Source organism: Pantoea sp. GW821-FHT03E06 (genome assembly GCF_059420725.1).
In genome coordinates, this window is sequence record NZ_JBWKUG010000001.1 from 748,093 (window position 1) to 768,659 (window position 20,567).

Here is a 20,567-nt window from a genome sequence, read left to right on the forward strand (position 1 = left end):
TTTTGAAAAAGGAGATCATGCTGGCAATGTTTATGATCTCCAGGCGACAGGCACATAACGGAGAGAAATCATGTTTGAACCTATGGAATTAACCAATGACGCGGTGATTAAAGTCATCGGCGTCGGCGGTGGCGGCGGTAACGCCGTAGAGCACATGGTACGCGAGCGTATCGAAGGTGTGGAATTCTTCGCTGTGAACACCGACGCGCAAGCGTTGCGTAAGACAGCGGTCGGCCAGACGATCCAGATCGGGACCAATATCACTAAAGGTCTCGGTGCAGGTGCGAACCCAGAAGTGGGTCGTAACTCTGCAGAAGAGGATCGCGAAGCACTGCGTGCTGCGCTGGATGGTGCAGACATGGTGTTTATCGCAGCAGGCATGGGCGGCGGTACCGGTACGGGTGCTGCGCCAGTGGTCGCTGAAGTAGCCAAAGATTTGGGTATCCTGACTGTTGCAGTGGTAACGAAGCCATTCAACTTTGAAGGCAAAAAGCGTATGGCTTTTGCTGAGCAGGGTATCGCTGAGCTTTCGAAGCACGTCGATTCATTGATCACTATTCCAAACGACAAGCTGTTGAAAGTATTAGGCCGTGGTATTTCGCTGTTGGATGCGTTCGGCGCAGCTAACGATGTACTGAAAGGCGCTGTACAGGGTATTGCTGAGTTGATCACGCGCCCTGGCTTGATGAACGTTGACTTCGCAGACGTGCGTACCGTGATGTCAGAAATGGGTTACGCCATGATGGGTTCAGGCGTGGCATGCGGTGAAGATCGTGCGGAAGAAGCCGCTGAAATGGCGATTTCAAGCCCGCTGCTGGAAGATATCGATCTTTCTGGCGCGCGCGGCGTGCTGGTCAACATCACCGCTGGCTTCGATCTGCGTCTGGATGAGTTTGAAACCGTGGGTAACACCATTCGCGCCTTCGCGTCTGACAACGCTACCGTAGTAATTGGTACTTCTCTGGATCCAGAGATGAACGACGAACTGCGTGTCACCGTGGTTGCGACCGGTATTGGCATGGATAAGCGTCCAGAAATCACCCTGGTAACGAATAAGCCAGCCACACAGCCAGTGATGGATCATCGCTACCAGCAGCACGGCATGGCGCCGCTGCCGCAGGAGCAGAAACCTGCTGCTAAAGTGGTTAATGACCAGCCAGCCGCATCAAGCAAAGAACCTGATTATCTGGATATTCCAGCCTTCCTGCGTAAACAGGCTGACTAAGAATATCCCGAGAATTGGGATTCTCCGCTCTTTGTGCTAAAGTATTCCCCCGCCGGTAATTTATACTGGCGGTCGGAAGGGTAATATTGCGAGATAATGCGATGATCAAACAAAGGACATTAAAACGTATTGTTCAGGCGACAGGTGTCGGTTTACATACCGGCAAGAAAGTCACGCTGACATTACGCCCTGCGTCGGCTAATACCGGGGTCATCTATCGTCGCACTGACTTGAATCCACCGGTTGATTTCCCGGCTGATGCAAAATATGTGCGCGACACCATGCTAAGTACGTGCCTGGTGAATGATGAAGGCGTGCGTATTTCAACAGTTGAACACCTGAACGCCGCACTGGCTGGTTTAGGCATCGACAACATTATTGTTGAAGTTGATGCACCGGAAATCCCGATTATGGATGGCAGTGCCGCACCTTTTGTCTATCTGCTGATGGATGCAGGCATTGAAGAGCTGAGCAGCGCGAAGAAATTTGTGCGTGTTAAGCAAACCGTGCGTGTGGAAGATGGCGATAAGTGGGCTGAGATCAAACCTTATAACGGGTTCTCACTCGACTTTACTATCGACTTTAAACATCCAGCGATTGACTCAAGTTCGCAGCGTTACCAGCTCAACTTTTCGGCTGAGAATTTCGTGCGTCAAATCAGCCGTGCGCGCACTTTTGGCTTTATGCGTGAAATCGAATATCTGCAGTCTAAAGGCCTGTGCCTGGGCGGTAGTTTAGATTGTGCGATTGGCCTTGATGATTTCCGCGTATTAAACGAAGACGGTTTGCGCTTTGAAGACGAGTTTGTTCGTCACAAGATGCTCGATGCGATCGGTGACCTGTTCATGTGCGGCCACAATGTTATTGGCGCATTTACCGCCTATAAATCGGGCCATGCATTGAATAACAAGTTACTGCAAGCGGTTCTGGCGAAGCAGGAAGCTTGGGAATGGGCTACCTTCGAAGACGAAGCTGAACTGCCACTGGCATTCAAAGCACCTAATTTAGTTCTGGCGTAAGTCAGACGTAATGCGGCAGGTTTCGCTGACACCCTCTCCGGTCAGTGGAATCTGCCGTTTTTTATTGCCTCGCTTTTAATCCTGCAAAACCGATCTCATTTCACTGTCGTGACTGGCGAAACCCTGTACAAAAAAACGTGAATTCCGCCGAAGCCCCTTTAATCACTGGTGTCGAAGCGCAACATAAGTGCTATCATCTGGCGCTCATATAAGCCGGGTAACGCAGACTCACGCGAAGGCTTTATCCTTTTATTCAATGCATTGTGGACGGGTTGTGATCGGGATTTTCTCACGCTGGCGACAATTAGGCAGACGCTACTTCTGGCCTCATCTCCTATTAGGGATGGTGGCGGCCAGTTTAGGTTTGCCTGCCTGTGCGCAAAGTTCTGAGCCCACGGCGAACGATTCGCCGATCAGCAGCCTGTTTGTTGGCAATGTTGTCCATTTCGATCATCTGATTCGTCTGCAGGAAAGTGCGCGTCGACCAAGTTTTAACGTCGATTACTGGCATCAACATGCCATCCGCACAGTTATCAGACATCTTTCTTTTAGCATGACGCCGCCTGCTCAGGCGGAGGCCAATCAAGCTGTACCATTAGCGGCACAAAAACTGGCGTTGATTGGTTCGCTTCAGGCGCTACTGACATCACCTACGCAACCGCTTAATGCCGTTGAGCCGCAGCTAGCACTGCGCCACCGGGAACCGCAAATCCACACTTCTGCTGACTGGCAGGCTGCTATCCATGGCATCCGCGCCGGACCTTTCATTGCCTAACTGCTAACGTTTTTTTCCACATCCTGTTTTAGATTTTGCAGTCCGTGAAGTCACGGCTGAAAAGAGAATAATTTATTATGTTAATCAAAATGTTAACTAAAGTATTTGGCAGCAGCAATGATCGTACTCTGCGTCGTATGCGCAAAGTGGTAGACATCATCAACAAGATGGAGCCGGATTTCGTTAAGCTCTCTGATGATGAACTGAAAGCAAAAACCGATCTGTTCCGTGAGCGCCTGAAAAAGGGCGAAAGCCTTGAAAGCCTGATTCCTGAGGCCTTCGCCACCGTGCGGGAAGCGAGTAAGCGTGTATTCGGCATGCGTCATTTTGACGTCCAGCTGATTGGCGGCATGGTGTTAAACGATCGCTGCATCGCTGAAATGCGCACCGGTGAAGGTAAAACCTTGACCGCGACCTTGCCTGCTTATCTGAACGCGCTAAGCGGTAAAGGTGTGCACGTGGTCACCGTCAACGACTATCTGGCGCAGCGCGACGCCGAAAATAACCGTGCACTGTTTGAGTTCCTTGGCCTGACCATCGGTATTAACCTGCCTAATATGCCAGCCGTAGCGAAGCGTGCAGCCTATGCGGCTGATATTACTTACGGTACGAACAATGAATACGGCTTCGACTATCTGCGCGATAACATGGCGTTCAGCCCTGAAGAGCGTGTTCAGCGCAAACTGCACTATGCGCTGGTGGATGAAGTTGACTCCATTCTGATCGATGAAGCGCGTACGCCGCTGATCATCTCTGGTCCAGCCGAAGACAGTTCTGAGCTGTATACCAAGGTAAACAAAATTATCCCGCACCTGATTCGTCAGGAAAAAGAAGATTCTGACACCTTCCAGGGTGAAGGCGATTTCTGGGTTGATGAGAAAGCGCGCCAGGCACACATGAGCGAGCGCGGCCTGGTTAAAGTTGAAGAGCTGCTGGTTAGCCAAAACATCATGGAAGAAGGTGAGTCTCTCTACTCTCCAACCAACATTATGTTAATGCACCACGTTACTGCGGCACTGCGTGCCCATGCGCTCTTTACCCGCGACGTGGATTACATCGTGAAAGATGGCGAAGTGGTCATCGTTGATGAACATACCGGTCGTACCATGCAAGGTCGTCGCTGGTCAGATGGTCTGCATCAGGCGGTTGAAGCGAAAGAAGGCGTGGAAATTCAAAATGAAAACCAGACGCTGGCCTCCATTACTTTCCAGAATTACTTCCGTATCTACGAGAAACTGGCCGGTATGACCGGTACCGCCGATACCGAAGCGTTTGAATTCAGCTCAATCTATAAGCTCGATACTATCGTGGTGCCAACTAACCGCCCGATGGTGCGTAAAGATATGGCCGACTTGGTTTATATGACCGAGAAAGAGAAGATCGACGCCATTATTGAAGACATTCGTAACTGCACGGCAAAAGGTCAGCCGGTATTGGTAGGTACAATTTCGATTGAAAAATCTGAAGTGGTTTCCAATGAGCTGACGCGCGCGGGCATCAAACACAGCGTACTGAACGCCAAGTTCCACGCCAGTGAAGCGGATATCGTGGCACAGGCAGGCCAGCCATCGGCAGTAACCATCGCCACCAACATGGCTGGTCGTGGTACCGATATCGTGCTGGGCGGTAGCTGGCAGGCTGAGCTTGCCGCCATGGACGAGCCGACTGAAGAGCAAATTGAGGCGATGAAAGCCGCCTGGAAACTGCGTCATGATGCAGTGCTGGCGGCGGGCGGCCTGCACATCATTGGTACTGAGCGTCACGAATCACGTCGTATCGATAATCAGCTGCGTGGTCGTGCTGGTCGTCAGGGTGATGCCGGTTCTTCACGCTTCTACCTGTCGATGGAAGATGCCTTGATGCGTATCTTCGCTTCGGACCGCGTATCAAACATGATGCGTAAACTGGGTATGAAGCCAGGTGAAGCGATTGAGCATCCATGGGTGACCAAAGCAATTGCCAACGCTCAACGCAAAGTGGAAAGTCGCAACTTCGATATTCGTAAACAGCTGCTGGAATACGATGACGTCGCTAACGATCAGCGTCGTGCTATCTATAGCCAGCGTAACGAACTGCTGGATGTTTCTGATGTGTCTGAAACCATCAACAGCATCCGTGAAGATGTCTACAAAACCACTATCGATACGTACATTCCACCGCAGTCGCTGGAAGAAATGTGGGATGTGGCGGGACTGGAAGAGCGTCTGCGTAATGACTTCGATCTGAATTTGCCGATTGCCGAATGGTTGGATAAAGAGCCAGACCTTCATGAAGAGACGCTGCGCGAACGTATTATGAGTAACGCTGCCGAAAACTATGCTGCTAAAGAAGAAGTGGTTGGCGCTGAGATGATGCGTAACTTCGAGAAAGGCGTGATGTTGCAAACGCTGGATTCACTTTGGAAAGAGCATCTGGCGGCAATGGATTATCTGCGCCAGGGGATCCACCTGCGTGGTTATGCGCAGAAAGATCCCAAGCAGGAGTACAAACGTGAATCCTTCGCAATGTTTGCCGCCATGCTGGAGTCGCTGAAGTATGAAGTGATTAGCACCTTAAGCAAGGTGCAGGTACGCATGCCAGAAGAAGTTGAAGCGATGGAGCAGCAGCGTCGTGAAGAAGCTGAGCGTTTAGCACAGCAGCAGCAGTTGAGCCATGTTGATGATGCAACTGCAGCAGCCGAAGCCTTAGCGGCACAAGGTGGCGAACGCAAAGTAGGGCGTAATGACCTTTGCCCATGCGGTTCCGGCAAAAAATACAAACAGTGCCACGGACGTTTGGCCTGATAGAAAAAGGAGCCTCAGGGCTCCTTTTTCTTTGCTATCGCGTTATGAGAATCTCTGCGTAAAAGCGATCAGTTCCTCTTCGTTTAATCGTACGCCGTGGTAAGGCAGAGTAATAAGCAGCCCATCCGGCAAGCCAAAGCGCTTAAACAATGCTCTGCTTTGAAAGAGCAGCTGATGGTAATTATTATCACTGATGCTCGGATAGCTTTCATTCCATACAGTGGCAATGATCTGATGTTTAGAGGTGATGCGCAGCAACAGGCAGGAGAGAAAACGCTTTTGCGCTTCATTTAGCGGGATGATTTTATGGTCAGGCCACCAGGTTAAGGTGTTTTGCGTACTGTCTAACGTCAACACATCGTGAAATGCCAAATGTCGAAGAGCGTGGGGATGTTCAGGTTTGTTTTGCTCCAGCAGCGTTGTATCTTCGAATTCCATAGGTAATCGGGTTTAGCAGAAGAGAGAAGCAGCGAGTATTCCCAACATTCCCGGTCGGGATCATTACGACCTGTCTCAATACGCGAGTTTTGTGCGACACCAGACGTCACTTCCCCTTCGCGGGTTAACATCGCTTAGCATCTGATTTACACTTTGCGCTCACTTATTAAAAGCGGAATCCAGCTTATGAAACACCTGCAGGTTGCGGTGGGCATCATTCGCAATACAGATGGTCAAATCTTTCTGGCTCAGCGCGCGGCAAGCTCCTACATGGCTAATAAATGGGAGTTTCCTGGTGGAAAAATCGAACAAGATGAAACTGCTGAGCAGGCGTTAAAACGTGAATTAATGGAAGAAACCGGCATTGAAGTCACTGCGGCTACTGCGATTGGCCAAGCCGATCACAGTTATGAAGACCTGCGCGTTACGCTGCATTTCTTCCTGGTGGAAGGCTGGAACGGTGCGCCTTATGGCCGTGAAGGACAGCCACAACGCTGGGTTGAACAGCAGGATTTGGTTGCGGATGAATTTCCTCCGGCAAACCATGAGCTGATAGGTCGTCTGGTAGCCGGCGAGATTTAAGTTAAGGGGCTGCTGGCCCCTTACTTTTTTGTTACTGCTGCTCTTCGCTCCAGTCATCGCTGTCCGTCAGGTCACCGCTGCTGGGAATGCGTTTTTCTTCCGCAGCCCACTCACCTAAATCAATCAACTGGCAACGTTTACTGCAAAATGGCCGCCACGGACTCAACTCATCCCAGATCACATCTCTGCGGCAATTAGGGCAAGGTACGGTAATAATCTCTTCCGGCATAACGTCCTCTAGCAACAAGCTAATTCAAAATTCAGTCGGGCTGGCACTTCTCCGCGTTCACTGTCTAACGGTAGAAAACGAATCGCATAGCGGCTTTTGTGGCCCGAGACTTGCGGGTACAACGCATCTTCCAGGGTTAACTGCAGACGCAATAGGTCAGAGCCTTCGGCGTTGTCTTGATAAAACCCATTGAGGCTGGTTTGATGACGGAAAACGCCGGACTGACGAACCAAATCGAGGATCATCGTCAAACTGTTACGCAACGGATTCAATGACTCAAGCCAGCCATTAACCTGCACATCACGTACGGATTGTTCCTGATGCAGCCAGATATGCAGGCTCGGCAGATCGAAACTACAGCAGCCGCCGGGAATGCTTAGACGCTGCCGTACCAGCGCAATCAGGCGATCTTCGCGTAACTGTTGGCCCATACGAGGTGCCGCCATTAACTCGCTCGAAAATTGCTTCAACTGCAGGCGTAAGTTATCGACGCGCAGCTCGTCAACGCCGGGCACATCCAGCCAGGCGCGTAATTTCTGCTGCTGACGCTCAAGCTCTTTCAGCAGTTCAGTGCGCATATCACCGCGTTCAAAAATATCCAGCAGGTCGCTAAGGGTACGAAAAACGCCAAGTGCCGAGACCGATCCATCTACGGGTACGGTTTCATGCAGCTGGTCGATCAGATATTCGACGCGTAACCAGGTACGCATCTTCTCGTTTAAGGGGTGTTCAAAGAGAACAACTGTACTCATGATGTTAATCCTTTCCGGTTGCTGCCAGGCGTAAATAGCACTGGTGGAGTTCAGCAACGCGCAGTAGAGCCTGTTCAGGCTTACCGCTGTTATCAATGATGTCATCCGCACAGGCGAGGCGCTGTTCACGGCTGGCCTGTGCGGCAAGAATATTCTTCGCCTGACTCAATGAAATGCCATCGCGCTGTTGTGTACGCTGCAACTGCGTCTCCGCATCCACATCAACAACTAATACCCGATCGGCCTGGTGCTGTAGGCCGTTTTCCACCAACAGCGGTACCACCCAAAGAACATAGGGTGAAGCGGCCAGTAACTTTAGCTGCTGCGTGCGGGCATTAATAAGCGGATGGAGCAAATGATTGAGCCAGTTTTTTTCTTGCGGCTGCTGGAAAATAATTTCGCGCAGGCGAGCACGATAGAGTGTGCCTTCAGCCGTCAGGATGGCATCTCCGTGGCGTTGAACAATCGCCTTTAGCGCCGGCGTTCCAGGTTCAACCACTTCTCTGGCAATGACGTCAGCGTCAATGATATCAACGCCTAGCGCGGCGAAAGCATTGGCGATCGTGGTTTTACCACTGCCGATGCCACCGGTGAGCGCAACGGTATAAGGCATAGCGTTCTCGCAAAAATTTAAATCGTGAGCAGCCATTGACCGCAGCAAGATGAGAGCAGGATCACAATCATTTTTCTCAGCTAAATTTAAGGGATTGTAGCCTAAATAAAGTGAAATTCGCAGTCTTGTCGCGGAACGAATGGCGCGTATGATAACGACACTGGAGCCGTGAGTGCTACCCGAACTGCGGTTCGTCGTCACCAACCAGGACAATCAGCTATGCGTATTGAAGAAGATTTAAAACTGGGTTTCAAGGATGTGTTGATCCGCCCAAAACGCTCCACCCTGAAAAGTCGTTCTGAGGTTGAACTGGAACGCACCTTCACCTTTAAACATTCTGGCTTAAGCTGGAGTGGCATACCGATTATTGCCGCCAATATGGATACCGTTGGCACATTCACCATGGCTGAAGCTCTCGCCAGTTTTAACCTCCTCACCGCGGTGCACAAGCATTATAGCGTCGAGGCCTGGCAAGCGTTTGTGCAGCGTGTCCCGTCAACGGTGCTGAACTATGTGATGGTTTCCTCCGGTACATCAGAATCAGATTTCACAAAGTTGTCTGCGATTCTGGCGTTATCGCCGCAGCTTAATTTTATCTGTATTGATGTGGCCAATGGCTATTCTGAGCACTTCGTGCAATTTCTGCTGCGGGTACGTGAAAGCTTCCCAGGCAAGACTATCTGCGCAGGAAACGTGGTAACCGGCGAGATGGTAGAAGAGCTTATTTTGTCTGGTGCAGATATCGTTAAAGTCGGGATTGGCCCCGGCTCGGTATGCACCACGCGAGTGAAAACCGGTGTTGGCTATCCTCAGCTTTCCGCTGTTATTGAGTGCGCCGATGCTGCGCACGGCTTGGGTGGACAAATTGTCAGCGATGGCGGATGTTCGGTTCCTGGCGATATTGCCAAAGCGTTCGGTGGCGGTGCAGATTTCACCATGCTCGGCGGAATGCTTGCGGCGCACGACGAGTGTGAAGGCACCATCGTTGAAGATCAGGGCGAGAAGTTTATGTTGTTCTACGGCATGAGCTCCGAATCTGCGATGAAGCGCCATGTCGGCGGCGTGGCGCAATACCGTGCAGCTGAAGGTAAAACTGTGCGCTTGCCGTTGCGTGGCCCGGTTGAAGATACCGTAAAGGATATCCTCGGTGGTTTGCGTTCAGCCTGTACCTATGTGGGCGCAGAGCGTTTGAAAGAGCTGACTAAGCGCACCACCTTTATCCGCGTAGCAGAACAGGAAAACCGCGTGTTTACGCGTTAAGCAGAGATAGCGGGCGCGCACTGCGCGTGCCCGTTAACGAATCGCATCCCCTAAGCCAAATACCGGCAGATACATCGCAATGACTAGTGTGCCGACAATCCCGCCAATCACCACCATCATCATCGGTTCCAGCGAGGCAGCCAAAGCGTCTGCACGCGCCAGCGTTTGTGCTTCATGCCATTCTGCTAAACGCGCAAGCATCACATCCAGCGCACCTGCCTCCTCACCCACTCTGATCAGCTGCGCGCAGAGTGGCGTAAAAAGCAGATGTTGCTGAAGAGCCTGATAGAGCGGAGCACCCGCAGCAATGTGCTGTTGCAACTGAACAATCGCATCACGCCATAGACGAGACACCAGCGTAACCTCAACCGCCTGCAGGCTTTGCAGCAAGGTTAAACCTGATTGCTGCGTGAGTTGCAGGATGGCGTAAATCTGGCTGAGTTGTCCGCCGCGCCACAGCGGAGAGAGTAGCGGCATACGTAGCAGCCATTGATGCGTGCGCTTTTGCCAGGGCACTGAACGCCGATATGTTTGCTGCGCAATCCCCAGCACAGTCGCACATATTAGCGACAGCGGAAGTGCGGCTTGCTGCAACAGCGCCGATAGCGACATCACGGCGACGGTAAATGCGGGCAACGGTGCATCAAAGCTGGCATACACCGAGACAAACTCCGGCAGGACGAACAGCAGCATGCCGGCACTGACCGCGAGCGCCACCAATAAGATAAATAAGGGATAGCGCAGCGCCTTCACTACTTTTTGCCTTAGGTATTGTTGCTTACTCTGCTGCTGAGCCAGCTGGCGACAGCATTCGTCGAGTTGTCCTGTTAACTCACCCACTTGCATCAGCGCGGGAAACAGCGGCGGAAAGATTTGCGGCCACTCCTGCAGGGCCTGCGAGAAGGGTTCTCCCGCGATGACCCGCCGCTGTAATCCTTTCAGTAGTACCCGCCAACCGCTATGTGGATGGCCTTCCGCCAGCAGTATCAGGCTCTCTGCCAACGGTAAACCGGCTTTAAGGAGAGTGGCCAGCTGTCGTACCAGATCGATCTTCTGCTGCCACTTCCAGTCACGCGTGCGCCAGCATTTACCACGCTGCCAGCTCACCGGCAGCATGCCGCGTTCGGAGAGTTGATTAAGCAGCGCATCCTGGCTGACGCTAAGCGATTCCCCCTCCTGCAGCACGCCCATCGTATCAAGTGCCTGCCAGCGGAAATGATAAAGATTAGCCATCGCCTAGCCCTACCACGCGCTGCATCTCTTCAAAGGAGGTTTCGCCTCGGCTCACCGCCTCCAGTCCTGCAGCCAGCAGCGTTTTCATTCCCTGCTCATTGGCTAGCGCCAGCAGATGCTCCAGCGGCATATCGGCCGAAATCGCATTTTGCAATTTGCTGGTAACGGGCAGTATTTCAAACAGCGCCAGCCGCCCGTAATAACCCGAAAAGCAGTGATCGCAACCGGGTGCTCGCCAGGTTTGCAGCGTGCCTGGCCAGAGTTCTGTGGGTAAATGAGCGATGGCTTGTCCTGGCTGACGACAATGCACGCACAGGCGTCTGACCAGCCGCTGCGCTACCACCAGTTGCAACGCGGGGCCCAGCAGATAACCGGGAATATCCATCTGCCGCAGGCGCGTGAGTGTTTCAGCGGTTGAGTTGGTATGCAGCGTGGAGAGCACCAGGTGGCCGGTTTGTGCTGCCTTGACGGCAATACTTGCGGTCTCGGCATCCCGGATTTCTCCTACCATAATCACATCAGGATCCTGGCGCAGCAGCGCGCGCAGCACACGATTAAAATCGAGTCCGCTACGCGGTTGTATCTGCGTTTGATTGATCCCCTCCAGCGGAATTTCGACTGGGTCTTCAACGCTGCATACATTTTTTTCGGGCACGTTAAGTGCGCTTAACCCGCTGTAGAGCGTGAAGGTTTTGCCGCTGCCGGTAGGGCCGGTAACCAATATCAACCCCTGAGGTTTTGCCAACGCGCTTTTCAGCAGCCGCAACTGTATGGCTGGCATGCCCAGTTTATCGAGCGTGATGGCGCTATTCTCACTTTGCAGTAGCCGCACCACGGCTTTTTCGCCGTGGCTAATCGGCAGCGTTGAGAGGCGGAAAGCCGCCAGTTTGCCATCCATCTCAAGGGTAAATTGCCCATCCTGCGGCAGACGTCTTTCGGCAATATCCAGTCCACCGAGGATTTTCAGGCGCGCCAGTATTGCAGCCGGCTGGGCTTCCGCAGGCTGCGGCAATTTGTGCAGCACACCATCAATGCGCAGGCGCACACGCAATCCATGCCGCTGCGGTTCGAAATGTACATCAGACGCACGGCGCTGAATGGCCTGGCGCAGTATTTGATCCACCGCGTTAATCGCCGATTCCGCATTGGCATGCTCGCGAGGGGCCGCGTCGGGCTCAGGTTCGTGCAGCAATTGCTCAATTCGCGCTGCAGGCCAGCACTCAATATCGACGTTGCATTGGCTAGCGAATCGCAGGGCCTCCAGCAGCAGCGGATCGGGTGTCTCAGCCACTGCCACGCGAAGTTGCGTGTCATCGTGATGCAAAATCACCGCCTGATAGCGTGCGCACAACGCTTGCAGTGCAGCATTAGCATTGTCCATCATTTGGCATCCTTATCAGCAAAGCGGAACTGTTCGAGACAGCTATCACGCAGGCTGCTGTTATCGCTGGTGCAGGTACGCTGCCAGCTTAAGGTGCCATCGGTGGCGTTCCAGTTTGGTGTCATTTCAACCGCCAGCCCGGTAAGGCTCTCCTGCCCAGTAAGGGTGATCGTGCCATTAACCACGCTAAGCGTTGCCACATAGCGCGAACCCTTAGCCGCAGGAATACCGCGTTGTCCTGCCTGGCATTGGGCGGGGCCGCCACGCTCAATGGCACAGAGTTCTACCGCGGTTTTGTAGGGCACCATGGTTTGCAGCATGTCGGTGAGCGCTGCGCGTTGCAGATAATTTTGGTAGGCCGGTAAACCGATGGCGCTAAGAATGGCGACGATGCCAATCACAATCATCAGTTCGATGAGGGTAAAACCGCGTTGTCTTTCCATGATAAGGCTCCTTGTTGTGGAGCCGCTACGGTAGAAAAGGGGGAGCCAAAGCGGAAGTCAGGTCTGCGCGAGGTTGGAAAGCGACGCGCAAAGAATCGTCAGAATTGCAGGTGAGAAAGCAGAAATGTGGAAGTCATCACGCAAATCCGCCGCACGACTAAGGCGGCGGAGAGAGGAAATCACAACTCGCGGAAGCGCATCGATAGATCCAGCGCGTGCACATGTTTGGTCAGTGCACCAACCGAAACATAGTCGACACCCGTCTGCGCAATGTCCGGCAGGGTGGTTTCCGTCACATTACCGGAGACTTCGAGCAACGCGCGCTTATTGGTTAGCACTACCGCTGCGTGCATCATTTCAAGGCTGAAGTTATCCAGCATGATGATATCTGCACCTGCATCAATGGCATCCTGTAGCTCGGCGATGGATTCAACCTCAACTTCTACCGGCACATCGGGTGAAAGCCACAGCGCTTTTTCTACTGCGTTGCGCACCGAACCGCTGGCAATAATGTGGTTCTCTTTGATCAAAAAAGCATCCGACAAACCTAAACGATGATTATTACCGCCACCGCACAGCACCGCATATTTCAATGCCGTGCGCAGGCCAGGCAATGTTTTGCGCGTATCAAGCAGTTGGGTTTCGCTGCCTTGCAGCAGGGCGACATAGCGACTGACTTCGGTGGCAACGCCTGACAGCGTTTGCACGAAATTAAGTGCGGTACGTTCAGCCGTTAGAAGCAGGCGCGCCGGGCCGGTAAGCTCAAACAACGGTTGATCGGCAACGAGGGCCTGGCCATCTTCAACTTGCCAATTTATCGTTACTTTGTTGCCCAGTTGAATAAACACTTCTTCCACCCAGCGTTTACCACAAAAAACACCGGGCTCACGTGTGATGACTTGTGCCACAGCCTGTTTCTCTGCGGGGAGCAGCAACGCGGTGATATCACGGTCGGCATCAATTTCACCCCCTAAATCCTCCTGAAGCGCGCGGGATACGGCTTCGGGGATGTCCTGTTCAATTCGTTTAATCAATGCCTGATGGCGTTGATCGGGATCGTAACGACGCGTTGCCATGGTTTTACCACTCTACAAGACGAAATTTCGTGCGCTCACCTTAGCGTGATTTATCATCTATTGCCAGTTATCACCAATGAAATGTTTAGTATCCTGAACTCACATGGGCGGGCGCATTAAGTCGCAAGCCCCAAGTCTGAAACATGTTATTCTCAGCCTGATTTTGCTTAGGATTTAACGGCATGAAACTGGAAGAGGGCTGGATTACCAGCGCACGCAAAGTACCTTCACCGCACTTTAATCAGCGTCCGAATGATGAAGTTCCCTCGCTGTTAGTGATTCACAACATCAGCTTGCCGCCGGGTGAATTTGGTGGGCCGTGGATCGATCGGCTGTTTACCGGCACGCTACCTGCCGATGCACATCCCTATTTTGCCGATATCGCCCATCTACGCGTGGCAGCGCACTGTTTGATTCGCCGCGATGGCGAGCTGGTGCAATATGTCTCTTTTGACCAGCGTGCGTGGCATGCTGGGGTGTCGCAGTTTGAAGGGCGCGAGAGCTGCAACGATTTTTCGATAGGCATCGAACTGGAGGGCACGGATACGTTGCCCTTTACCGACGCGCAATATGCCACCTTACAGCAGGTGACATCGTTGTTATTACAGCATTATCCGCTGACGCCCGCGCGCATCACCGGTCACAGCGATATAGCACCAGCGCGAAAAACGGATCCCGGTCCCGCTTTTGACTGGTTGCGCTATAGAGAGTCCATCAGGCAAAAGAATCCCTGAGACAGCAGGAGCAGGTATGACGTTGTTTAGCTTGTTATTAGTTTTAGGTTGGGAGCGCCTTTTTAAGTTAGGTGAACATTGGCAGCTGGATCATCGGCTTGAGGCTCTGTTCCGTGGACGCCAGCGCTTTTCGTTGTTGCGCACAGTCGTCATGACCGTCATCGCGATGCTGATTGTCTGGCTGGTGGTGTGGAGCCTAAAAGGTATTCTGTTTGGTGTGGCGCAATTGCTGTTCTGGATTGTCGTGGGGTTGCTGTGTATCGGTGCGGGCTCGGTACGCTTGCATTATCATAGCTATCTCAAGGCCGCGAGCCATGATGATGAAGCTGCGCACAAGGCGATGGCCGCTGAGCTGACGCTTATTCACGGCGTGCCGGTGGAGTGCAGTGAGCGTGAGTTCTTGCGTGAACTGCAGAATGCGCTGATTTGGATTAACTTCCGCTACTATCTTGCGCCGATGTTTTGGTTTGTGGTCGGTGGTCCTTATGGTCCGGTACTTCTGGTGGGTTATGCATTTCTGCGTGCCTGGCAGAGCTGGCTGGCAAGACATCATTCGCCGCTGGAACGCTCGCAGTCCGGGGTTGATCGCCTGCTGCACCTGCTTGACTGGGTTCCTGTGCGGCTGGCCGGCGTAGCTTACGCGCTCCTTGGACACGGCGAGCGCGCGCTGCCAGCCTGGTTTGCCGCCTTGGGCGATCTGCATCGCCCACAGTATCAGGTGCTGACCAGCCTGGCGCAGTTCTCACTGGCGCGCGATCCGCATATGGATAAGGTGGAAACGCCACGTATTGCGGTGGCGTTGGCAAAACGCATTTCCTTAGTGCTGGTGGTGGTGGTGGCGCTGTTGACCATTTACGGCACGCTGGTGTGATCGGCCGGCGGCACACCGAAATCGGGTGTGCCGTCTTCGCGCCAATGGAAGTATTTCAATCGCGTATGACGATTTGGATCCCACAGCGGATCGCCTTCAATTTCGGTGTAATTTCGTGCGTGATACACCAGCACATCTCTTCCTGCTTCATCCACCGTAAAGCTGTTATGCCCCGGCCCGTATTGTTGATTATCCCAACTGGTAGCAAAGACCGGCCGCGCCGATTTGCGCCAGGCGCTGAGGTTGAGCGGATCGGCCAATATATCGATGCTTAAAATGCCCAGGCAGTAATTTTCATCGGTCGCACTGGCGGAATAGGTGACAAACAGCTTATCGCCGTGCTGAATCACCGCCGGTCCTTCATTGACGCTAAATCCCGCGCACTCCCACTCATATTCAGGACGGCTCAGCATCACAGGCGCACTTTTCAACGTCCACGGATTGAGTAACTCGGCGAGATAGAGATTAGAGTTGCCGGGAATGGCCGGATCTTTCTGCGCCCAGAGATACCAGTGTTTACCCTGGTGTGCGAAGTAGGTGGCATCCAGAGCGAAGGAGTCAATGGGCGTATGTACGCGGCGGCAGGGCTGCCAGTTGCCACTGAGCGGATCGGCATCATTGCACACCAGCGCATACATGCGGTGCTGGAACAGACCGTCCTTGATCTCACGCGTGGGCGCCGCAGCAAAATAGATTACCCATTGCCCATTAATGTGATGCAGCTCCGGTGCCCAAATCAACGCGCTGAACGGACCGGTATCCGGTTTATGCCATACGGTAACGGCTTGCGCATCAATGAGGCCAGCCAGCGTGGGCGCAAAGCGAATCTCCAGCCGGTCATACTCTGGCACCGAGGCGATAAAATAGTAGCCATCCGCATGGCGCAGAATAAAGGGATCGGCGCGTTGGGTAATAAAAGGGTTGGGCCAGCTCATTTGATCTCTCCAGGTTGCGAAGTCGCTGAGGACACGACAGGGGATAGGTGAGGTGAATGGGCACGGCGTAGCGCCAGATCGGCCTGGATGGTACGCATCAGTTGGCGATCCACTTTCATCAGGCGCACCACGCCAGCGGTAATCAGATAACCCACGCCCGGAATCATGGTAAACAGCAGCATAATGCCGTTAATGGCGCTGGGCGCTTGCTGTTTGGCACCGGCATCGTAGCCATAAATCGACAGCAGGAAACCAACCATCGCACCCGCCACCGCCAGCCCGACTTTAAGGAAGAACAGATTGCCGGAGAAGCTCATCCCGGTGATGCGTTTGCCGGTTTTCCATTCACCGTAATCATCCACGTCGGCCATCAGCGACCAGTGCAGCGGTGATGGAATCTGATGCAGGATATTCAGCAGGAAATAGGCGATGACCACCGCCGCGGTGGCGTGCGGATCGATCCAGTAGAAACCGCAGGAGAACAGCGCCAGCGCAATATTGGTCCAGAAAAACACTTTCAGCTTGCACCAGCGATCGGTAAGGATTTTCGCCAACGTGCTGCCGAACATCATGCCAATAACACCAAGACTGATAAACAGCGTGGCGAAGTGCGTCGACTGCCCCATCACCCAGGTAACGTAATACATGGTGGCAGCCATGCGAATAAAGCCAGGGCAAACGTTGCAGAAGGTCAGCAGCAAAATACGCACCCACTGATCGTTTTTCCAGACATCGCGCAGGTCCTGTTTCAAATCATCGTTGCTTGGCGCCGCAGGCCGAATGCGTTCACGCACGGTAGCAAAGCAGAACAGGAACATCGCCAGGCCAATCAGCGCCAGCACGCTCATCGCCAACTGATAGCCACGCGCTTTGTTGTCGCCGCCAAACCATTCGGCCATCGGCAGCAGCGAAAGCGAAAGAATAAGCGTGGCGACGCCCACCATCACAAAGCGATACGACTGGCACGACACGCGTTCGCCGGGATCGTTGGTAATCACACCGCCCAGCGAGCAGTAAGGAATATTGATGGCGGTATAGGTCAGCGACATGAGGAAGTAGGTGACAAATGCCCAGATAACTTTGTTGTCATAGCTCCAGTCCGGCGTGGTAAACATCAAGACGCTGAACAGCACGTAAGGCACGGAAATCCACAGCAGCCACGGGCGGAAACGGCCCCAGCGGCTTTGCGTGCGGTCAGCAATCGCGCCCATGATCGGATCGGTGACGGCATCCAGTACGCGCACCGAAAGCAACAGCGTGCCGACCAGCGCCGGCGCTAATCCAAACACATCAGTGTAGAAATAGTTGAGGAATAACATGATAGCACCGCCAATCATGTTGCATCCGGCATCACCCATGCCATACCCCAGTTTCTCCCGGAACGAGAGGGCTGCTCCTTTCATTGATCGTCTCCAGCGACAAGATGAGCAGGAATTATCTGTGCTAAATCAGTAATCTGCTGGGGAGCAAATGGTTAGGTAGATGGACAAAACGCGCGGGCGGGGAAAAGTGTGAGCCAGATCGGTGGAACTGCCCGGCAGCGGCGTGCCGGGCAGAGAGAAACATTAAGCTTTTTGCAGTTTGTTTTTGATGGTGTAGCCGATACCCAGGATCACCAGCCAGACCGGAATCAGCCATACCGAAATCGCCATGCCAGGCGTCATTAGCATAATCACCAGAACGCCCGCGAGGAAGATCAGGCAAACCCAGTTACCCAGCGGATACAGCACCGCTTTAAAGCGCGTGGTGACACCCTGCTGATCTTTCTTCTTACGGAATTTCAGGTGCGCAAGGCTGATCATCGCCCAGTTGATTACCAGCGCAGATACCACCAGCGCCATCAGCAAGCCGAAGGCTTCGCCAGGCATCAGATAGTTAATCAGTACGCAGAGGGCCGTCGCGACGGCAGAGACCAGAATCGTTGCCACCGGCACGCCGCGACTATCGACTTTCAGCAATGCTTTAGGCGCGTTGCCCTGCTGTGCCAGACCGAACAGCATGCGGCTGTTGCAGTAAACACAGCTGTTATAGACCGACAGCGCCGCCGTCAGGATCACCACGTTTAGCGCATTCGCCACAAAGGCATCGCCCAGCTCATGGAAAATCAGTACGAACGGGCTGGTATCGGCGGTTACGCGCGTCCACGGCAGCAGTGACAGCAGCACGGCCAGTGAGCCGATATAGAAAATCAGGATACGCCACAGCACCTGGTTCGTGGCTTTGGGAATGCTCTCTTCTGGATTGTCGGCTTCGGCGGCGGTGATGCCCACCAGCTCAAGGCCGCCAAACGAAAACATAATGATCGCCATCATCATGACCAGTCCGGTCATGCCGTGCGGCAGGAAGCCACCCTGATTCCATAGGTTGCTTACGCTGGCCTGCGGGCCGCCGTTGCCGCTGAACAGCAGCCAACCGCCAAACAGAATCATGCCGATAACGGCGACGACTTTAATAATGGCGAACCAGAACTCCATCTCACCAAAGACTTTTACGTTAGTCAGGTTGATGGCGTTGATCAGCACAAAGAAGATGGCAGCCGTGGCCCAGGTGGGGAAGTCTGGCCACCAGAACTGCACATATTTGCCGACGGCGGTCAATTCAGCCATGGCAACCAGCACGTACAGCACCCAGTAGTTCCAGCCTGAAGCGAAACCGGCGAAGTTGCCCCAGTATTTGTAGGCGAAGTGACTGAAGCTACCGGCAACCGGCTCTTCAACGACCATCTCACCCAGTTGGCGCATAATCAGAAAGGCAATAAAACCGGCAATCGCGTAGCCGAGAATAACGGCAGGACCGGCCGATTTAATCACTGATGCGCTGCCCAGAAACAGGCCAGTACCTACGGCTCCGCCCAGCGCAATCAGCTGAATATGGCGATTCTTTAAGCCGCGATGCAGCGTGTCGCCATGCTGTTGTTCCATACAAACCTCGTGATGTTGTTATTGTGCACCTGCAGTGCGCGCACTGTAAGGCTGTTTATCCTAATGTACTCTTTTCTTTACGGTATCTGGCGTGCTGTGTGCATGCGTGAGCTACCAAGGCGTCCAGAATAGTGATAAGCGCGCCGCTTTGCACCTGCTTTTGCTTTTTGTGCTGAGAGATGACTGAAAAAGCAGCAGCATCCTCTGGGCACTGCGCAAATTATTTCTGCCACGAACCTGGCGAAAACACGAATAGCTTTCCCTTATATATCAGCCAGGATGAAGGTGCTAACTCAGTGTAAGGTTTGGTAAAAGTGCAATTTATTAACATTTACCTCACCCAGGAAATTTCTTGCTTTATGCCGGTAAGTTAGCGCATTCCAACAGCATTCTTCCCCTGAAGTGTGACCGCGACCATATAGACACAAGGTGAATACTTTGTTACTTTACGGGCACTATTTTTCAATTGGTATTACCAATTTACTCCGGACGTTTGGCTCATAAGAAGGGAAGATGGCTTACAGTAAAATTCGCCAACCCAAGCTCTCCGATGCGATTGAGCAGCAGCTGGAATCCCTGATTATGGAAGGGACGCTCCAGCCGGGTGAAAAACTGCTCCCCGAGCGCGAACTGGCGAAACAGTTTGATGTCTCACGTCCATCCTTGCGCGAAGCGATTCAGAGCCTGGAAGCCAAAGGCCTGCTGATGCGCCGTCAGGGCGGTGGCACCTTCGTCCAGAAAAATCTCTGGCAAAGCCTGAGCGACCCGCTGGTCGGTCTGCTTGCCGAACATCCAGAATCTCAGTTTGACCTGCTGGAAACCCGCCATGCGCTGGAAGGTGTTGCTGCCTACTACGCGGCGCTACGGGGTACCGATGAAGATCTGCAGCGCATCCGCGACTGCCATGTTCATATTCAGCAGGCACAGGACAGCGGCGATCTCGACGCCGAAGCTGATGCGGTGATGAAGTATCAGATCGCTGTCACAGAAGCAGCCCATAATGTGGTGCTTCTGCATTTGCTGCGTTCCATGGGCCCTATGCTGGAACAAAACGTCCGCCAGAATTTTGAATTGCTCTACGCTCGCCGGGAGATGCTGGCGAAAGTGAGCGGTCACCGCGCCAGTATTTATGAGGCGATTGTGGCTCGTGAGCCAGAACAAGCACGCGAGGCCTCTCATCGTCACCTGGCGTTCATTGAGGAAATCTTGCTGGATAGAAGTCGGGAGCAGAGTCGTCGTGAACGCTCCCTGCGTCGTTTACAGCAACGTAAGGAATAACGCACGGCAACGAACGTGC

20 protein-coding genes are annotated in these 20,567 nt (G+C 53.2%); 9 read left to right on the plus strand and 11 right to left on the minus strand.

Features of this window, described 5'->3' with window-relative positions; all coding sequences use genetic code 11:
- Positions 1 to 70 precede the first annotated feature (70 nt).
- The 4 genes from ftsZ to secA all read left to right on the plus strand — a co-directional run bounded on the left by ftsZ (position 71) and on the right by secA (position 5,802).
- Positions 71 to 1,225, plus strand: a complete 1,155-nt coding sequence (gene ftsZ, locus AC07WB_RS03380; protein WP_008108602.1) for a cell division protein FtsZ — start codon at positions 71 to 73, stop codon at positions 1,223 to 1,225.
- A gap of 101 nt (positions 1,226 to 1,326) precedes the next feature.
- Entirely contained in the window at positions 1,327 to 2,244 is a 918-nt protein-coding gene (gene lpxC, locus AC07WB_RS03385; protein ID WP_494940036.1) for a UDP-3-O-acyl-N-acetylglucosamine deacetylase, read from the plus strand.
- A 274-nt stretch (positions 2,245 to 2,518) separates the two neighbouring features.
- Complete coding sequence (gene secM, locus AC07WB_RS03390; protein ID WP_320204463.1) at positions 2,519 to 3,019, plus strand: secA translation cis-regulator SecM; 501 nt, start codon at positions 2,519 to 2,521, stop codon at positions 3,017 to 3,019.
- A 77-nt stretch (positions 3,020 to 3,096) separates the two neighbouring features.
- The gene (gene secA / locus AC07WB_RS03395) at positions 3,097 to 5,802 is read left to right on the plus strand and encodes a preprotein translocase subunit SecA (RefSeq protein WP_494940037.1); all 2,706 of its coding nucleotides are present in this window, start codon (positions 3,097 to 3,099) and stop codon (positions 5,800 to 5,802) included.
- 42 nt (positions 5,803 to 5,844) lie between these two features.
- Here the strand turns inward: secA and AC07WB_RS03400 are convergent, their stop codons facing one another.
- On the minus strand, positions 5,845 to 6,240 hold the full coding sequence (locus AC07WB_RS03400) for a winged helix-turn-helix domain-containing protein (RefSeq protein WP_494940038.1): 396 nt from the start codon (positions 6,238 to 6,240) through the stop codon (positions 5,845 to 5,847).
- Positions 6,241 to 6,426: 186 nt separating this feature from the next.
- On the opposite strand from AC07WB_RS03400, the gene mutT reads away from it, so the two are divergent.
- The gene (mutT, locus tag AC07WB_RS03405) at positions 6,427 to 6,822 is read left to right on the plus strand and encodes an 8-oxo-dGTP diphosphatase MutT (protein ID WP_494940039.1); all 396 of its coding nucleotides are present in this window, start codon (positions 6,427 to 6,429) and stop codon (positions 6,820 to 6,822) included.
- A 31-nt stretch (positions 6,823 to 6,853) separates the two neighbouring features.
- On the opposite strand, the gene yacG is transcribed toward mutT, so the two are convergent.
- Genes yacG through coaE form a run of 3 tightly spaced genes read right to left on the minus strand, consistent with a single transcriptional unit; the run spans position 6,854 to position 8,416 of the window.
- A complete protein-coding gene (gene yacG, locus AC07WB_RS03410) occupies positions 6,854 to 7,051 on the minus strand; it encodes a DNA gyrase inhibitor YacG (protein WP_097094928.1) in 198 nt (65 codons plus the stop codon).
- 8 nt (positions 7,052 to 7,059) lie between these two features.
- Positions 7,060 to 7,803: a cell division protein ZapD gene (zapD, locus tag AC07WB_RS03415; protein WP_097094927.1), complete on the minus strand. Its 744-nt coding sequence runs from the start codon at positions 7,801 to 7,803 to the stop codon at positions 7,060 to 7,062.
- A gap of 4 nt (positions 7,804 to 7,807) precedes the next feature.
- Entirely contained in the window at positions 7,808 to 8,416 is a 609-nt protein-coding gene (gene coaE, locus AC07WB_RS03420) for a dephospho-CoA kinase (RefSeq protein ID WP_097097596.1), read from the minus strand.
- Between the two features lie 219 nt (positions 8,417 to 8,635).
- Here coaE and AC07WB_RS03425 point away from each other — a divergent pair, with 219 nt between their 5' ends.
- Positions 8,636 to 9,676, plus strand: a complete 1,041-nt coding sequence (locus AC07WB_RS03425) for a GMP reductase (protein WP_345827266.1) — start codon at positions 8,636 to 8,638, stop codon at positions 9,674 to 9,676.
- A 33-nt stretch (positions 9,677 to 9,709) separates the two neighbouring features.
- Here AC07WB_RS03425 and hofC read toward each other — a convergent pair whose 3' ends face one another.
- From hofC to nadC, 4 genes are all read right to left on the minus strand, one after another.
- On the minus strand, positions 9,710 to 10,909 hold the full coding sequence (hofC, locus tag AC07WB_RS03430; protein WP_494940040.1) for a protein transport protein HofC: 1,200 nt from the start codon (positions 10,907 to 10,909) through the stop codon (positions 9,710 to 9,712).
- Entirely contained in the window at positions 10,902 to 12,290 is a 1,389-nt protein-coding gene (gspE, locus tag AC07WB_RS03435) for a type II secretion system protein GspE (protein ID WP_494941049.1), read from the minus strand. The genes hofC and gspE overlap by 8 nt, the downstream gene beginning before the upstream one ends.
- Positions 12,290 to 12,733, minus strand: a complete 444-nt coding sequence (ppdD, locus tag AC07WB_RS03440; protein WP_097094924.1) for a prepilin peptidase-dependent pilin — start codon at positions 12,731 to 12,733, stop codon at positions 12,290 to 12,292. The genes gspE and ppdD overlap by 1 nt, the downstream gene beginning before the upstream one ends.
- A 179-nt stretch (positions 12,734 to 12,912) precedes the next feature.
- Positions 12,913 to 13,809, minus strand: a complete 897-nt coding sequence (gene nadC, locus AC07WB_RS03445) for a carboxylating nicotinate-nucleotide diphosphorylase (protein WP_494940041.1) — start codon at positions 13,807 to 13,809, stop codon at positions 12,913 to 12,915.
- 182 nt (positions 13,810 to 13,991) lie between these two features.
- Here nadC and ampD point away from each other — a divergent pair, with 182 nt between their 5' ends.
- Positions 13,992 to 14,543 carry a 1,6-anhydro-N-acetylmuramyl-L-alanine amidase AmpD gene (gene ampD, locus AC07WB_RS03450; RefSeq protein ID WP_345827262.1) on the plus strand — a complete coding sequence of 184 codons (552 nt, stop codon included), beginning with the start codon at positions 13,992 to 13,994 and terminating at the stop codon, positions 14,541 to 14,543.
- A gap of 16 nt (positions 14,544 to 14,559) precedes the next feature.
- On the plus strand, positions 14,560 to 15,414 hold the full coding sequence (ampE, locus tag AC07WB_RS03455; protein WP_097094921.1) for a beta-lactamase regulator AmpE: 855 nt from the start codon (positions 14,560 to 14,562) through the stop codon (positions 15,412 to 15,414).
- Here the strand turns inward: ampE and AC07WB_RS03460 are convergent.
- The 3 genes from AC07WB_RS03460 to aroP all read right to left on the minus strand — a co-directional run bounded on the left by AC07WB_RS03460 (position 15,396) and on the right by aroP (position 19,270).
- Positions 15,396 to 16,349 (minus strand): glycoside hydrolase family 43 protein, encoded by a 954-nt coding sequence (locus AC07WB_RS03460; protein ID WP_097094920.1) that lies wholly within the window; start codon positions 16,347 to 16,349, stop codon positions 15,396 to 15,398. The two genes, ampE and AC07WB_RS03460, sit on opposite strands and share 19 nt — an antisense overlap.
- Entirely contained in the window at positions 16,346 to 17,752 is a 1,407-nt protein-coding gene (locus AC07WB_RS03465; protein ID WP_400457983.1) for a glycoside-pentoside-hexuronide (GPH):cation symporter, read from the minus strand. The genes AC07WB_RS03460 and AC07WB_RS03465 overlap by 4 nt, the downstream gene beginning before the upstream one ends.
- A gap of 162 nt (positions 17,753 to 17,914) precedes the next feature.
- Positions 17,915 to 19,270 carry an aromatic amino acid transporter AroP gene (aroP, locus tag AC07WB_RS03470; protein ID WP_097094918.1) on the minus strand — a complete coding sequence of 452 codons (1,356 nt, stop codon included), beginning with the start codon at positions 19,268 to 19,270 and terminating at the stop codon, positions 17,915 to 17,917.
- Positions 19,271 to 19,783: 513 nt separating this feature from the next.
- On the opposite strand from aroP, the gene pdhR reads away from it, so the two are divergent.
- Positions 19,784 to 20,548 (plus strand): pyruvate dehydrogenase complex transcriptional repressor PdhR, encoded by a 765-nt coding sequence (gene pdhR, locus AC07WB_RS03475; protein ID WP_097094917.1) that lies wholly within the window; start codon positions 19,784 to 19,786, stop codon positions 20,546 to 20,548.
- Positions 20,549 to 20,567 lie beyond the last annotated feature (19 nt).